Annotated in this window: 14 protein-coding genes; 4 read left to right on the top strand and 10 right to left on the bottom strand. The window is 67.8% G+C overall.

Annotated features, from left to right (window positions below; translation table 11 throughout):
* Positions 1 to 9: 9 nt before the first annotated feature.
* Genes QRN67_RS05995 through QRN67_RS05965 form a run of 7 tightly spaced genes read right to left on the bottom strand, consistent with a single transcriptional unit; the run spans position 10 to position 7,455 of the window.
* Complete coding sequence (locus QRN67_RS05995; protein ID WP_285411062.1) at positions 10 to 912, bottom strand: ABC transporter permease; 903 nt, start codon at positions 910 to 912, stop codon at positions 10 to 12.
* Positions 909 to 1,943, bottom strand: a complete 1,035-nt coding sequence (locus tag QRN67_RS05990; protein WP_285411061.1) for an ABC transporter permease — start codon at positions 1,941 to 1,943, stop codon at positions 909 to 911. Before QRN67_RS05990 ends, QRN67_RS05995 begins: the two co-directional genes overlap by 4 nt.
* A complete protein-coding gene (locus QRN67_RS05985; protein WP_285411060.1) occupies positions 1,940 to 3,493 on the bottom strand; it encodes an ABC transporter ATP-binding protein in 1,554 nt (517 codons plus the stop codon). Before QRN67_RS05985 ends, QRN67_RS05990 begins: the two co-directional genes overlap by 4 nt.
* Before the next feature lie 16 nt (positions 3,494 to 3,509).
* Complete coding sequence (locus QRN67_RS05980; protein ID WP_285411059.1) at positions 3,510 to 4,562, bottom strand: BMP family ABC transporter substrate-binding protein; 1,053 nt, start codon at positions 4,560 to 4,562, stop codon at positions 3,510 to 3,512.
* Between the two features lie 59 nt (positions 4,563 to 4,621).
* Positions 4,622 to 4,942 (bottom strand): NIPSNAP family protein, encoded by a 321-nt coding sequence (locus QRN67_RS05975; protein WP_081269040.1) that lies wholly within the window; start codon positions 4,940 to 4,942, stop codon positions 4,622 to 4,624.
* Between the two features lie 27 nt (positions 4,943 to 4,969).
* Entirely contained in the window at positions 4,970 to 6,595 is a 1,626-nt protein-coding gene (locus QRN67_RS05970; protein WP_285411058.1) for a GMC family oxidoreductase, read from the bottom strand.
* Between the two features lie 8 nt (positions 6,596 to 6,603).
* Complete coding sequence (locus QRN67_RS05965) at positions 6,604 to 7,455, bottom strand: uracil-DNA glycosylase family protein (protein ID WP_285411057.1); 852 nt, start codon at positions 7,453 to 7,455, stop codon at positions 6,604 to 6,606.
* 156 nt (positions 7,456 to 7,611) lie between these two features.
* Between QRN67_RS05965 and QRN67_RS05960 the strand changes: the two genes are divergently transcribed.
* Together QRN67_RS05960 and QRN67_RS05955 are read left to right on the top strand one after the other, a co-directional pair.
* Entirely contained in the window at positions 7,612 to 8,265 is a 654-nt protein-coding gene (locus QRN67_RS05960) for a TetR/AcrR family transcriptional regulator (protein WP_106934178.1), read from the top strand.
* A 170-nt stretch (positions 8,266 to 8,435) separates the two neighbouring features.
* Positions 8,436 to 8,816, top strand: a complete 381-nt coding sequence (locus QRN67_RS05955) for a helicase SNF2 (RefSeq protein WP_081269037.1) — start codon at positions 8,436 to 8,438, stop codon at positions 8,814 to 8,816.
* A 105-nt stretch (positions 8,817 to 8,921) separates the two neighbouring features.
* On the opposite strand, the gene QRN67_RS05950 is transcribed toward QRN67_RS05955, so the two are convergent.
* From QRN67_RS05950 to QRN67_RS05940, 3 genes are all read right to left on the bottom strand, one after another.
* Complete coding sequence (locus tag QRN67_RS05950; protein WP_285411056.1) at positions 8,922 to 10,583, bottom strand: GDYXXLXY domain-containing protein; 1,662 nt, start codon at positions 10,581 to 10,583, stop codon at positions 8,922 to 8,924.
* Positions 10,580 to 11,572 (bottom strand): DUF2157 domain-containing protein, encoded by a 993-nt coding sequence (locus QRN67_RS05945; protein ID WP_285411055.1) that lies wholly within the window; start codon positions 11,570 to 11,572, stop codon positions 10,580 to 10,582. Before QRN67_RS05945 ends, QRN67_RS05950 begins: the two co-directional genes overlap by 4 nt.
* Before the next feature lie 87 nt (positions 11,573 to 11,659).
* Positions 11,660 to 12,049, bottom strand: a complete 390-nt coding sequence (locus tag QRN67_RS05940; protein ID WP_081269034.1) for a DUF427 domain-containing protein — start codon at positions 12,047 to 12,049, stop codon at positions 11,660 to 11,662.
* A 258-nt stretch (positions 12,050 to 12,307) separates the two neighbouring features.
* Between QRN67_RS05940 and QRN67_RS05935 the strand changes: the two genes are divergently transcribed.
* Positions 12,308 to 13,276, top strand: coding sequence for a Bug family tripartite tricarboxylate transporter substrate binding protein (locus QRN67_RS05935; RefSeq protein WP_285411054.1), 969 nt, complete (start codon positions 12,308 to 12,310; stop codon positions 13,274 to 13,276).
* 44 nt (positions 13,277 to 13,320) lie between these two features.
* The gene (locus QRN67_RS05930; protein ID WP_285411053.1) at positions 13,321 to 14,064 is read left to right on the top strand and encodes an FABP family protein; all 744 of its coding nucleotides are present in this window, start codon (positions 13,321 to 13,323) and stop codon (positions 14,062 to 14,064) included.
* Positions 14,065 to 14,076: the final 12 nt, after the last annotated feature.

The following is a 14,076-nucleotide window of genomic DNA, read 5'->3' as shown; positions in this document are numbered from 1 at the left end:
GCCGCCTGCTCAGTCGCGCATCTCGGCCGTGCCCCTGATGGAGCCCAGCCCGCCGCGCAGCTTGGTGCTCAGCCACACGCCGAAGATGGTCGCAAGGTAGGGCAGCGACTGCAGCAGGTCGTTGGAAATGGCCCCGCCATACATCAGCTGGGCGCGGATGCCCAGCGCGGAAACCACCGCGAAGAACAGTGCCGCCCCGGTGGCGCCGAGTGCGCTGCCGGCGCCGAAGATCACCGCCGCGAACGCCATGAAGCCTCGGCCCGCCGTCATGTTCTGCGAGAAGATCTGCAGGCTGCCGCCGGCCAGCTCCGCACCGCCGACGGCGCACAGCACGCCGCCGAGCGCCAGCGCCAGCAGGCGCATGCGCCCCGGGTTCACGCCCACGCTGCGCGCCGCGAACGGGTGCTCGCCCGAGGCCGACATCTGCAGGCCCAGCCGGGTGCGTTCCAGCAGCAGCCACACCAGCCACACCGCCACCGGCATGAACAGCACGAACACCGAGAGGCCGCCGAATGCGCCCAGGTCGACGCTGGTCAGGCTGTTGAGCTTGGGAATGCCGAACCGCGCAGTCACCGTGGCTTCCCTGTCGTACAGCGCCTGGATGGCGAGCGAGGTGCCGCCGAGGCCCAGCCCCGTCAGGCCCAGCCCCGCGATGATCGGGTTGGCCTTGAGCCGCTCGACCACCCACCACAGCAGCGCCGACGCAGCCACGCACAGCCCCGCGGCGATCAGCATGGCCTGGGCGAACGAGCCGGTCTGCACGATGCCGACGATGAGCGCGCAGCTGCCGATGATCATCAGGCCCTCCAGGCCGAGGTTCCAGATGCCCGCGCGCTGCGCCAGCACGCCCGCCAGCGTGACATACACCAGCGGCGTGCCGGAGATCAGGATGGAGACGAGCGTGTCTGTCATGCGGGCTTTCGGGTCAGGAGCTTGTCCAGCCACTTGGCGCGGGACGTGATGAACAGGGCGATGGTGGCGTTGATGACCTCGATGGCCGCCGCGGGCATGCCGGCCATCACCGGCAGGTAGAGCGCGGCCGATGCCAGCGCACCGAAGAAGAGGGCCGACACGGCGGTGCCGACGATGGTGAGCTGCGCCACCAGCGCGATCAGGATGGCCGTGAAACCGTGCGCGGGCAGGAAGCCGCTGGCCAGCCGCCCGTTGGGGCCCAGTAGCTCGATGCCGCCGGCCAGCCCGGCCAGCGCGCCGCTCACCAGGAAGCTGAAGAGGCCGATGCGACCGACCCGCGCACCCTGCCACGACACCATGGTCGGGTTGCGCCCCGCGAGGTTGGCGACGATGCCCAGCGCCGTGCGGTTGGCCAGCAGCCACGACAGCGCGAACACCAGCAGCGTGAGCACCACGATCAGCGGCGACACGCCCAGCGAATCGGAGATGCGGTAGGCGTCGGCAATGGGCCGGCTCGATGCCTGCTGTCCCGAGCCCGTCGGGTCTTTCAGCGGCCCGGAGGTCACGTACACCAGCAGCAGTCCTGCCAGGAAGTTGCCCATCAGCGTGGTGATGACCTCGTCGGTGCCCGAGCGCAGGCGCAGCAGGCCCGGCCACATGGCCCACAGCGCGCCGCCCAGCATGCCCGCGACCAGGCAGCAGGCGACGACCAGCCAGGCCGGACCGCCCGCGAGCCACTCGGCGGTGAACGCCGCGAAGATGGAGCCGACATAGAACTGCCCCTGGGCGCCGATGTTGAAGAAGCCCGCGCGGAACGCGATGGCCACGCCGGTGGCGGTGATGAACAGCGGCATGGCCCAGCGCAGGCCCTGGTGCAGGGCCCCGTCGCGCAGGAAGGCGCCGTCGAGGATGCCGGTGAACAGCTCGCCCGCGTCGAGCCCGGCGCCCACGAAGGCCAGCGCGCACAGCAGCAGCGCGAAGCAGACGAAGACCACCACCCGCAGCACGGGCAGCATGCGAGAGGCCGTCATGCCTGTGCTCCCACCATCGCCTGGCCGACCTGCCCCAGGTCGTAGGGCGGGCCGTATTCGCCGACCACCTGCCCGCGCAGCATGACCAGCACGCGGTCGCTGATGTCGAAGAGCTCATCCAGGTCGGACGAGATGAGGATGATGGCCGCGCCCCGGTCGCGCGCCTGCCGCAGCGCCTTCCACACATAGGCCGTGGCGCCGATGTCGAGGCCGCGCGTGGGCTGCGCCGCGATGATGAGCCGGGCGCTGTCGTCCACCTCGCGCGCGAAGATCACCTTCTGCGCATTGCCGCCGGAGAGCGAGCCCGCGGGCTGGCCGCAGTTGGCGTAGCGCACGTCCCATTGCGCGAGCGCCACGTCGCACTCGGCCTGGAGCTTCTTCGGGCGCACGAACGACAGCAGCCCGCCCTGCAGCAGGCGGCCCATGGACCAGTTCTCCCACAGGCTGCTGTTGAGCGACAGGCCCTCGACGTTGCGCTCGAACGGGATGATGCGCAGGCCCGCGGCGCGCCGCGTGGCGAGGTCGCTGTGCGTCATGTCCTTGCCGCCGAACTCGAGCGTCCCGGACGCGGTGCCGGCCAGCGCCGAGATGGCGCGCACCAGCGTGCGCTGGCCGTTGCCTTCGACGCCGGCGATGCCGATGATCTCGCCCGCGCGCACGTCGAGGCTCACCTCGTTCAGCGCCGCGCCCTCGGCGTCGGGCTGGGTAGAGAACTTGTGCATGCGCAGCACGGTGGGAGCCGTGAGTCCTTCGGCTGCACGCGGCGGTACCGCGGCTGCCTGCACCGGCGCCTTGGCGTCGCCCATGATCCATTGGCTCAGTTCGGCCGCGCCGATCGATGCGCATGGCACGGGGCCGGTGACATGCTCGCCGCGGCGCAGCACGCTCACGGTGTCGGCAATGGCCATCATCTCGCGGATCTTGTGCAGGATGAGCACGACGGTCACGCCGCGCTTCTTCAGGATGCGGATGCGCTCGAACAGCGTCTCCACGCCGGCCGGTGCGAGCACCGCCGTGGGTTCGTCCAGGATAAGCACGCGCGCGTCGGTGACCAGTGCACGCGCGATCTCGATGCCCTGCTGCGTCTCGATCGGCAGGTTGCGGATCACTTCGCGCGGGCTGACCGAAAGGCCCAGCCCGTCGAGATGCGCCTGCCAGCGCGCCTCCAACTGGCGCCTGGTGAACACGCCGCTGTGCCGCGTGGCGCCGAACTCCATCGCCTGCGCAACGGTGAACGACGCGGGCAGCGCGAAGCTCTGGTGCACCAGTTCCACGCCGGCCGCGCGCGCGGCGTTCACGCGGCCGGTGCGGATCTCGTGCTCGCCGATGTGCACGCGGCCGTGCGTGGGTTTCACCAGGCCGGAGCAGACGCGGGCGAAGGTGGTCTTGCCCGCGCCGTTCTGGCCGACCACCGCATGGATGCGGCCTTCCTCGAATGCGATGGACACGTCCGACAGCGCCTTCACGGTGTCGTATTGCACGGTGACGCCGTCGAGCACCAGCGCCGGGCGCGCAGGGGAGGCCCCGCTGTTCGAGGAACTGCTGTTCATGCTGCGGTGACGAGGGTCAGAGAACGGTGTTGAAAGGCACCTTCAGGGCGCCGCTCAGGATGGCCGCCTGCGCGGTGCGTATCTCGGCCATCACCTTCTCGGCCTTGGCCGCCACGGCCTTGTCGCCTTCCTTCTGGAACAGCGGCGACAGCTCCAGGCCCACCACCCCGGTGCCCAGGCCGGTGTTCAGGTGCGCGCCGCCCTTGCCGCTCTTGAGGATCTTGCTGGCCTCGTCGTAGAGCGACTTGCCGAAGTGCAGGCTGACGATGGAAATCAGCGTCTTCGGACCCTGCGGGTATTGCGCCGGGTCGAGGCAGCTCAGCAGGCGGCCGGGCTTGTCGTTGGCGGCGGCGATGATGCCCGCGTCGGTCGCGGCGGCGTCGGTCTGGATGAAGTCGATGCCGCCGTTGAACATCTGCGTGGCGATCTCGCGGCCCTTCACCGGGTCCTGGAACGAGCCGGCGAAGGCCACCGTGACCGCGGCGTCCTTGCGCACCGACAGCACGCCCGCCTTGAAGGCGTTGTAGTCGGCATTCAGCGGCGGGATCGACATGCCGCCGATGAAGCCGATCTTGCCCGTGGTCGACATGCGCCCCGCGAAGATGCCGGCCAGGTAGGTGCCGAGGTAGTAGTCGTAGGAGACGGTGGTCACGTTGGGGATGGCGGGCTTCATCTCGTCGCCGAACAGCTGCAGCCACTGCGTCTTCGGGTACTTGGGCGCGAGCGCCTTGAAGGGCTCGGTCACTTCGTTGAAGGTCGACACGATGATGGCCGCGCCGGCATCGCCCAGCGTGCGGAAGATGGTCTCGTAGGTCGACGGGTCCTTCGCGTAGATGGCGCGCGTCTGCATGCCCGTTTCCTTGCCCAGCAGCTTGAGCCGCGCAATCATCGCGTCGACCGCGCTGGCGTCGCCCGCAGCCTGCGTGTGCACCAGCGCGATCAGCCCGCCCTTGGCATTCGCGATCAGCGGATAGAGGGCGCTGGCCATGGCGACACCGCCAAGGCCGGCCGCGGCTTTCAGTATCTGCCGGCGGGGCGTGGCGGCGCGGGAGGATGCGTTGCTTGTCATGCGGATATCTCTCGGGTTGAAGAACTGGCGGACGAAATTGCTGCGGGGAAGAAATGTGCTCAGGGCGTCGGCGAACCGGGGGCGGGGTTCATGATCATCACGTCCTGGCTCTGGATGGCGTCGAGTGCCCACACGCTCTTGATGAATGCCTGCCACTCGGGGTCGGCGTACATGGCGGCGCGGCGGGCCTCGCGGTCGGCCAGGCTGTCGTAGGCCCAGATCAGCACCGAGGTGTGCAGCCGGCCGATCTCGGAGATGTACAGGCCCACGAACTTGTTGAGGTGGCGCTTCTGCACCGGCAGGCCCTCGCGTTCGTACTTCTCGCGCCACTGGTCGATGGTGCCGGGGCGGAAGGTGTAGAGGCGGTGTTCGACGATCATTTCGGAGTGCTCCTGCTGTCCTGGTTTCTACTGGCCGGCCAGGATGAATTCGGCGCACTTCTCGCCGATCATGATGGCCGGCGCATTGGTGTTGCCGCTGGAGATGACCGGCATGATCGAGGCGTCGGCCACGCGCAGGCCCTCGATGCCGTGCACCTTGAGCCGGTGGTCGACCACGGCCAGTTCGTCGTGGCCCATCTTGCAGGTGCCCACGGGGTGGAAGGTGGTCATGGCGGTGGCGCGCAGCCATGCGACGAGGTCTTCGTCGCTCTGCTTCTCGGGGCCGGGCGCGATCTCGTTGCCGCGGTAGTCGTCGAATGCGGGCTGCTCGATGATGCGGCGCGTGGCGCGGATCGCATCGACCATGGTCTTGCGGTCGAACTCGGTGTCCAGGTAGTTGGGCTCGATCATCGGCGCGTCGGTCGGGCGGCCCGAGCGCAGCCGGATGCGGCCCTTGCTGTTCGGGTTGACCGGTCCCACGCGCAGGGTGAAGCCGTGCTTGGCCTCGACCGTGCTCTTCCTGAACGGGTTGGGGAAGTACAGGTTGGCCGTCTTCTCCAGCGCGGGCATGAAGTGCAGCTGCACGTCGGGGTTGGCGAGCTCGGGCGAGGTCTTGATGAAGGCGCCGGCCTCGTAGGGGAAGGTGGTGGTGATGCCTTCGCCGAACAGCATGCCCTGCACCACGGAGAACGCAATCTTGTCGAAGCGCAGGTCCTTGTAGAGCGTGACGGGCTGCTTGCACTCATAGGACATGACGCAGTCCACATGGTCCTGCAGGTTGCCGCCCACGCCGGGAAGCGGCTTGAGCACCGCAATGCCGTGCTGCTCCAGCTCTTCCTTCGGGCCGATGCCCGACAGCATGAGCAGGTGCGGCGAACCGACCACGCCGGCGCAAAGAATCACTTCCTTGCGCGCGCGCACGGTGCGCATCTGGCCGTGCAGCTCGTAGGACACGCCCACGGCCCGGGCCCGCTCCACCAGTACCTTGTGCGTGCGCGCGCGGGTCACGACCTTGAGGTTGCTGCGCTTGAGCGCCGGCCGCAGGAAGGCGAAGGAGGTTGACCAGCGCTTGCCGTTCTTGATGGTGAAGTCGTAGCGGCCGAAGCCGAGCTGGCTGGCGCCATTGAAGTCGTCGTTCAGCGGATAGCCGGCCTGCTGGCCCGCAGCGCAGAACACGTCGAGCAATGCGTTCCAGCCGCGCGCGCGGCACACGGTGAGTTCGCCCTTGGCGTTGTGGAACACGCCGTCGCGCTGGATGTGGCCTTCGGAGCGCTTGAAGGCGGGCAGCACGTCCTTGTACGACCAGCCGGGGTTGCCCATGGCAGCCCAGCCGTCGTAGTCCTGCTTGCCGCCGCGCACGTAGATCATGCCGTTGATGGTCGACGTGCCGCCCAGCACCTTGCCGCGCGGCCAGTAGATCTTGCGGCCATTGAGGTTGGGCTCGGGCTCGGTGTGGAAGTGCCAGTTGTAGATGCCCGACTGGAACAGCTTGCCCATCAGCATTGGCAGGCGGAACAGCGGGTTGGAGTCCTTGCCGCCGGCCTCCAGCAGCAGCACGCGCGTGGCGGGGCGCGCACTGAGCCGCGCGGCGAGGGCGCAGCCCGCGGAGCCCGCGCCCACGATGATGTAGTCGTAGTCGTTCTTGTCGTTCATTGGGGTGGTCACCAGTGGATGGAGGTGCTGTCCATCTCGGCCAGATGGGTGTTGCAGAGCACGAAGGGGTTGGGCAGGCCGAGCACGGCGTCCGCGTAGGCGGGGTGCTCGCGCAGGATGCAGGCGACATTGCCGTTGCGGCCCTCGCCGATGCCCGCCGCCGCGAAGGCCTCCGCGGCCGAAGCGCCGAAGCCCATGCAGACCAGCGGCTCGCCGCGCTGCAGCAGGTGGGCCAGCACCGCCTGGATGAGCGGCTTCCACAGCACCAGGTGTCCGTGCGACTGATGCGGGTCGATGGCCACCTGGAAGCGGCTGAGCGTGAAGGAGGTGTTGAGCAGCAGCACGCCGTCTTCGATCCAGCGGTCGCTCAGCCAGTCGGGTGTCTCGAATGGCAGCGCGCCCGATTCGATGTCGGCCAGCGTGCGCGGCCAGTTGGCGAAGCTGCCGCCGTAGCCCGCGTCGCCCGTGCGGGCCTGGGCCAGCATCTGCACCCAGGCGCGGATGCTCTTGGTGAACATCTTGTCGAGTTCGCGCCACCGGGCGACGTTGCCGACCTCGAAGGCGCGGCCGGTGGCGATGTCGATCGAGGGGTAAGGGTCTTGCCCCAGCACCAGGCAGCGCACCTTCGAGGGCATCACGCTGTCGAAGGCCTTGAGCATGTGCGCGCCTGCCGGCATGCCGGGCAGGCGGCGGCCCTTGCGCGCCGGAAAGATGGGTTCCCAGGCTTCCAGCTCGAGTCGAGCGTCCACGCCTTCGAAGTCCAGCCGCACGCCGCCGAGCGCGCGGCGCCAGTCATCGGGCAGGTCGTCCTGCCAGTCGAGCAGGGTTTCTTGCAAGGCGGTGCGCAGGGCTTGAGGCATGGCTTACATTCAAACTTCAAAAAAGCTGACCAGTTCGTCAGGAAATTCTAAGTAATAAATTGACGATATGGTCAGATTTTTTTGCTGGTGCTTTCCCGGCCGCCGCGCCGGGCCACCTCTAGAATTTGTTCCGGTCAAAAAAAGCGACTCAAAGCCATGCGCGAAACCAAGACAACACGACCTTCGGCACCCGAGACAACCGCGGACAGGGAGATCAGGGCGGCCAACAAGCGCAAGATCCTCAAGGCCGCCAGCGAGGTGTTCGCGGCCAAGGGCTTCGACGGCGCGCGCATCGCGGAGATCGCCACCGTGGCCGAGTTGCCCAAGGCCAACGTCTACTACTACTACCCCACGAAGGAAGAGCTCTACAGCGCCACCTTCGCGCCGCTGCTGGAGGAGTGGGACAGCGCGCTGCGCATCCTCAAGGTGGAGACCGAACCCGCCGTGGCGCTGCGTGCGTACGTGGAAGCCAAGCTCCGGATGGGCCGCAAGAATCCGCTGGAGGCGCGACTGTTCGCCAACGAGGTGGTGCGCGGCGGCACCTTCCTGTCGGCCGCCGACAGGGCGCACATCGCGCAGAGCACGGCCGCCAGCATCGAGGTGCTCGAAGCCTGGATGGCTGCCAAGAAGATCCGCAGGATCGACGCGCGCCATTTCCTCTTCATGCTCTGGGCCTCGACCCAGTTCTATGCCGACTACGAGCCCATCGTGAACGCGGTGCTGCAGGTGAAGAAGCTCACGGCGGTGCACTACGAGCAGGCGCTCGAATGCATCGTGAGCACGGTGCTGGCGGGCGTGCTGCTCGACTGAAAGGGCGTTGCGGGAAGGAGGAGCGGGCGCCGCGATTGTTTCCTTCACACGAACACCGCGGTTCTTTTCGATGCGGTTTTTTATTGGTTCGGCGGCGCAAAATTCTTTCCATGGACCAGCCCTTCAGCTGATCCAGATGAAAAGAAACCAACCAATTGAAGGACCTCCAAATGACCGCCTCGAAACTCCTCTCCGCCGTCTCTCTCGCTCTGCTGGCCGCTGCCGGCGCTGCCCATGCCGAAAGCTATGACGGCGTGCATCAACTGACTTCCGCCGCGAGCCGCGCCGAGGTCGCCAGCCAGGCCGTCGTGGCCGCGCACAGCGCCAACCCCTATGCCGATGGCGCCAACTCGGGCCCGGTGCAACTGACCGCCTCGGCCACCAGCCGCGCAGCCGTTCGCGCCGAAGCCGTGGCCGCCGCGCACAGTGCCAACCCGTATGCCGACGGCGCTTCGTCGGGCGTGGCGCCTGTGCTGGCCAGCGGCGTCGATCGCGCCACCGTGCGTGCCGCTGCCCGCGCTGCTGCTCGCGGCGATACGCTGCCGCTGTAATCGATCTGCTTTGACGTGCTTCGCCGCTCCGGCGAAGTCAGTCGAATCAAAAAAAAGAAGCCGGCTCCGCACAAGCGGGGCCGGCTTTTTCATGGGCCGTGCGCGCTACCGGATCGGCCGCAATCGATCGTCAGCCATGCCCACCAGCAGGGCCGAACCATTGGGCAGGATGCGGAATTCGCCGTAACGCGCACCTTCGAACTTCTGCGCGTCGCCTTCCTTGAAGAACCATGCGTCGGTGACGAAGACCCAGCTCCCGTCCTTGGCACTGAGCGGTACTTCGATGTCGTCGCTCCGCCGCGGCTCCAGGGCCGATGGCAGATGCAGCGTATAGGCCGACGGCAGCGCCGGATCGGGGCGCACCAGCACGGTCGGCCGCCGGCCACCGCAAGGATGGTCGTCCCGGTCCATTCGATCGGGCAATGCGAAGTTCAGCCGCATGTAGTCGCCCTGCATCAGCGAGCGCGGGTCGACAGGCGCCAGTCGAACGAACACGGGACGGCCGTCGCGAATGATGTTTTCCTTCTCGAAGATGGCGAAGTTCGCCACCGCCAGCGTGGCGACGCCTGCCAGCGCGATGCCGGCGAGCCGCCTGTTCTTCCACCAGCTGCCGGCGTTCTGCGCAACGCTCTCGGCGCCGGCCGAATGCGACATGGCGCGCGTTGCCAGCCAGGCCAGTGCGCCCAGCGCGGCACCGATCAGCACCAGCAGCAGCGCCTTGTCCGCCAGCGACCACGCGAGCAGGTAGTAGAAGCTGCCCACGATCCAGAGCGCGGCCGCGCAGCCAAGGGCAGCGAGCCGCCAGCGTTGCGTCACCGCCAATGCCGCGGTGCAAAGGCAAGTCGCCCCGAGATTGGGCATGAAGGCGCACAAGACCGCCAGCAGCAGTGCCACGCCCAGGCCCGCCAGCGGCATTTGCCGCAGTGCCGGCCAGCGACTGGCCAACAGCGCGGCCGCACTCAGGGCACACAGCACCGACACCATGTTCCGCGTGCTGCCGAGCAGGTCGAAACCGCTGCCGGCCTGGCCCATTTCGCTTCCTGCGCTGCTGCCCGCAACTACACCACCGAGCATGAACGTGGTGCCCGACAGCAGCACCAGCATCAGCAACAGCTGCGCGCACCAGCCTTCGGCCAGGCTCTCCAGCAGGCTGCCGGTGCGGGCGCCGGGCAACCGCGGCAGCAGCCAGAGCACCGCGAGCCATGCGGCCAGGCCGATGTGCGCCTGAAGCCACCACGTCCAGCGGAAGCGGCCGGACCAGAACAGGTGATCGAAGGCGTCTTCGCCGCTCGACCATCCCATGACGGCGACGGTGAGGAACACGCCCAGCATCATGCCCAGCAGGCTGCGCAGCCAGTGCAGCGGCGCGAGCGATGCCAGCACGACGCTGGCAGCGCACATGCCCAGCGCGGCGACGGAAACCGACAGGTCGCGAAACAGCGCCCATCCCAGGCAGCACAGGCCCAGCACCACGGCCGGCAGGCAGAGCTGTTCGATGAACAGCGCCAGTCCGCCCTGGCGCAGGATGACGACGCTCACGGCCAGCAGGCCGAGTCCCGATACGTACAGTGCCGGTCCTTCGCGCAGCAGCGCATCGCCGAATGCCAGGCCGATCGCGCCCAGCAGCGGCAGCACGGCGAGCCAGGCTCCCAACGAAGTCAGCAGCAGCACCGCCCCGGGGCGGGAATCCTCGCGCGGCCATTGCGCGTCTTGCGGCAGCAGGCCCTGGGCCGCGGCGCGCCGGATGATCTCGGACGGGGCGATCATGCGGTCGCTCCTTGCGGCCGCGATGCCGCCAATACGGTGCTTTGTCTGCGCATCACCACGGCCACGGACACGGCCAGCAATCCCGCGGCCACAAGCCCGATGAGCAGCAACCGGCCCATGGTGTCGATGCCGCCGCCGTCGAACAGGATGCGAGCCAGGCCGGCGACCAGCAGGGTGTCGACGCAGAGCACGGCGGCGCTCAGCCCGACGATGTCGAACCATTGCCGCTGCATCAGCATGCCGCCGGCACCGCACATCAGCGCCAGGCCCAGAAAGTAGTGGGGCGAAACCTCGCTGCGCCAGAGAAGGCCTGCAAGCGAGGTCAGCGTCACGTTCACGGCCAGCGCCAGCATCGCCAGCCGTTGCGACCAGTGCGTTTCGCCGACCCAATGCCGTGCCCACGGGCTCAGCACGGTGATGAGCAGCACGCCCATGCCCCAGCCGACCAGGTGGATCGGCAGGTCGCTGTCGTCGAAGCGCCAGCGGTGGCCCGTGTGCGCATAGGTCCAGAGGCCGATCGCGCTGCAGGCCACCATCGCCCAAGGAAACCACAGCACGTCGCTGCGCACGCCAAGGCACAGCGGCAGGCTGAGAACGGCCCACAGCGCGAACAGCTGCCAGGCATCGGCACCGGTCTGGTAGGTCTGGCCGTAGTAGGCGAACAGCGCGCCCGTGCCCAGCAGGCACAGCAGGCCCATCGGTGTGCGAAGCGTCGCGCTGCGCCATGCGGCCAGCGCCGTCAGCAGCACCCAGCCTTGCAGCAATGCGAACTGCCCGGCGCGGCCCAGCGACCCCCAGTTGGCCGCCACCCACATCACGATGCCGAAGCCGCCGAGTCCCGCGGCGAGCAGTGCGACGACGCGCCAGAAGCGCTGCTGCAGTTGCGTCGGTTGCGCGTCGAGTTCAGCCAGCGCGAACAGCGCGTGCATGCGAGCCGACGGCAGCCGATGGATGCGGGCCAGTTCGTAGAGTGCGAGTCTGATGTTCATGGACGTGGAGGATGGTTGCCGCTGCCATTCTCCACGTGTCGGTTCGGGCGCCTGCGGGCGCCGGAAGAGGGGGGCCGGGTGTTGTCGTCAGGCCACCCGCTCCTCGATGGGGCCGACGCGGTCGGGATAGAAGGCCACGTGGTCCTTGATCTGGGCGACCGGCTCGTAGGGCGACTCGTAGGTCCACACCGCATTCACCGAGCGCTCGCCGCCGGCGGGAATGCTGTAGTAGTTGCACTCGCCCTTGTACGGGCAGTAGGTTGCGTGCGAGGTGCGTTCCAGCAGGGACATCTTCACGTCCTTGCGCGGTATGTAGTGCACGGTTCCGAAATGCGCTTCGCGCAGCGTCAGCGCTTCGCGCGTGTCGGCAATGACGCGGCCGTCCACCGACACCACCACGCGAAGCGGATTGCGCGCGATGGTGATCGGGTGATCGGGGCCGGGGGTCTTGATGGTGCGTTCGGGCGTGGCGAACATGAGGGGGCTCCTTCAGTTGGTCGGGTGACGCAAGAATCGGCGGATGCGCATCTTGCCGCGATGTCGGGGCGGTTTGAAGCCCCCCGGAAATCAGCACGTTCGCGAAGTGGTTAAAGACAGGGATGCCGTTCGGAGGTGCTGTGGAAGCCTTTCGGATCGATTTGTAGTGCTTCGGTTTGTAATGCCTGCGTCAGGCCTTCCTGTCGAACGGTGATAAAACTTCGCGCTGCCCCACCCCCCGACCAGCGAAAGACCCAAGTGAAGAACAACAGGCTCGCCATCTTCCTGCTCGCCGGCCTGCTGGCCGCCGGCGCAAGTGCACAGGAGTGGCCGTCCAGACCCGTTCGCGTGATCGTTCCCGCGCCGGCCGGCAGCTCGCTCGACGTGATCGCGCGCACGCTGGCCGACCGCCTGCGCGTGATCTGGAAGCAGCCCGTGGTGATCGAGACCAAGGCCGGCGCCGGCGGCCTGATCGGCATGGACACGGTAGCCAAGGCGCCGCACGACGGCTACACGCTGGGCATCGGCTTCAACGGCCCGATCGCATTCGGACCCTACATGTACCGGCGCATGCCCTATGCGCCGTCCCGCGACTTGGTGCCCATCGTGCTCACGACCTCGCAGCCCAATGTGCTGGCCGTGCAGGAGAGCAACCCGGCGAACACGCTGCCCGAATTCGTCGACTGGGCCAGGAAGCAGGGCTCGAAGTTCAGTTATGCGTCCGTGGGCGCGGGCAGTTCGTCGCACCTCACGATGGAGCTGCTGCGCAGCGTGACGAAGATGGAGGCGGTGCACGTGCCGTACTCGGGCTCGCCGCCCGCAGGCCTGTCGCTTGCCGCGGGCGACACGCAGGCGCTGTTCACGGTGGCGCCTGCGTTGCTGCCGCTGATCCAGGGCCATCGGGTGAAGCTCATCGCGGTGACCAGCGCCACCCGCTCGGAACTCATGAAAGACTTGCCGACGGTGGCCGAGGCGGGCTACGCAGGCTTCGAATCGCTGGCCTGGAACGGCTTCTTCACCGCCGCCGGCACGCCGCCCGAGGTGGTGCAGCGCATCAACGCGGACGTCAACGCCGTGCTGCGCGAGCCGGCGGTGCGCGAACTGCTGGCCAACCAGGGGCTGGTGGCGGGCGGCGGTTCGCCCGAGGAATTCAAGGCCTTCATCGACAGCGAGGCGCGCAAGTGGGGTGCGATCATCGCCAAGGTCGGCATCCGTCTTGATCAGTGACCTGCTTGTCGTCCACACTCCCGCAAAACTCCAGGAAGAAAAAAATGGCCGAGCTCCCGGACTCCCCTGAATTTCCCGAAGACATCTATACCGAACCGGAGCCCGATCCGCATACGCTTGCCAACCTCGGCCCGCTGACCGGCCTCGCGGGCCTGTGGATCGGCACTTCCGGCCACGACGTCAGCCCGAAGCCCGAAGGCCCCGAAGCCGAAGCGTTCATCGAGCATGCGGAATTCCAGCCCATCGACGCGCAGACCAACGGCCCGCAGATCTTCTACGGGCTGCGCTATCACCTGCGCATCGTCAAGCCCGACGACGTCGAAACCTTCCACGACCAAGTCGGCTACTGGCTCTGGGAGCCCGCCACGGGCGCGCTGGTGCAGACGCTGTCGATCCCGCGCGGGTTGACGGCCATGGCCACCGGCCAGGCGAAGGCCGGCGACCGCAGTTTCAGGCTGGAGGCGGTGCGCGGCGGAGAGACCAACGGCATCCTCGCCAACCCGTTCCTGGAGCATGCATTCAAGACGCTGCGCTATAGCATCGCGGTGACCATCCACGACGACCGCAGCTGGTCGTACGAGCAGGAAACCGTGCTGAGCGTGCGCGGCCAGGCCGAGCCCTTCAGCCATACCGACCGCAACCTGCTGCGCAAGATCGGCGAGCCCACGCCCAATCCGACGGCATTGGCCGCAATGGCGGAGGCGGCGGGCAAGAGCGCCATCGACGTCGCCAGTGGCAGCGTCGACTCCCCAGGCAAGGCCGGCCTCAGCGGAGCCAGCACCGGATAGAACAAACACGCA

Origin of the sequence: Variovorax sp. efr-133-TYG-130 (genome assembly GCF_030208835.1) — a bacterium.
Classification (GTDB): Bacteria; Pseudomonadota; Gammaproteobacteria; order Burkholderiales; family Burkholderiaceae_C; genus Variovorax.
Note: the sequence above shows the minus strand (reverse complement) of the source record. Positions and strands in the feature narration are given on the sequence as shown.

Coding starts and splice junctions, on each gene's coding strand:
- QRN67_RS05995 (WP_285411062.1), bottom strand. CDS start 912: ATGACAGACACGCTCGTCTCCATCCTGATCTCCGGCACGCCGCTGGTG.
- QRN67_RS05990 (WP_285411061.1), bottom strand. CDS start 1,943: ATGACGGCCTCTCGCATGCTGCCCGTGCTGCGGGTGGTGGTCTTCGTC.
- QRN67_RS05985 (WP_285411060.1), bottom strand. CDS start 3,493: ATGAACAGCAGTTCCTCGAACAGCGGGGCCTCCCCTGCGCGCCCGGCG.
- QRN67_RS05980 (WP_285411059.1), bottom strand. CDS start 4,562: ATGACAAGCAACGCATCCTCCCGCGCCGCCACGCCCCGCCGGCAGATA.
- QRN67_RS05975 (WP_081269040.1), bottom strand. CDS start 4,942: ATGATCGTCGAACACCGCCTCTACACCTTCCGCCCCGGCACCATCGAC.
- QRN67_RS05970 (WP_285411058.1), bottom strand. CDS start 6,595: ATGAACGACAAGAACGACTACGACTACATCATCGTGGGCGCGGGCTCC.
- QRN67_RS05965 (WP_285411057.1), bottom strand. CDS start 7,455: ATGCCTCAAGCCCTGCGCACCGCCTTGCAAGAAACCCTGCTCGACTGG.
- QRN67_RS05960 (WP_106934178.1), top strand. CDS start 7,612: ATGCGCGAAACCAAGACAACACGACCTTCGGCACCCGAGACAACCGCG.
- QRN67_RS05955 (WP_081269037.1), top strand. CDS start 8,436: ATGACCGCCTCGAAACTCCTCTCCGCCGTCTCTCTCGCTCTGCTGGCC.
- QRN67_RS05950 (WP_285411056.1), bottom strand. CDS start 10,583: ATGATCGCCCCGTCCGAGATCATCCGGCGCGCCGCGGCCCAGGGCCTG.
- QRN67_RS05945 (WP_285411055.1), bottom strand. CDS start 11,572: ATGAACATCAGACTCGCACTCTACGAACTGGCCCGCATCCATCGGCTG.
- QRN67_RS05940 (WP_081269034.1), bottom strand. CDS start 12,049: ATGTTCGCCACGCCCGAACGCACCATCAAGACCCCCGGCCCCGATCAC.
- QRN67_RS05930 (WP_285411053.1), top strand. CDS start 13,321: ATGGCCGAGCTCCCGGACTCCCCTGAATTTCCCGAAGACATCTATACC.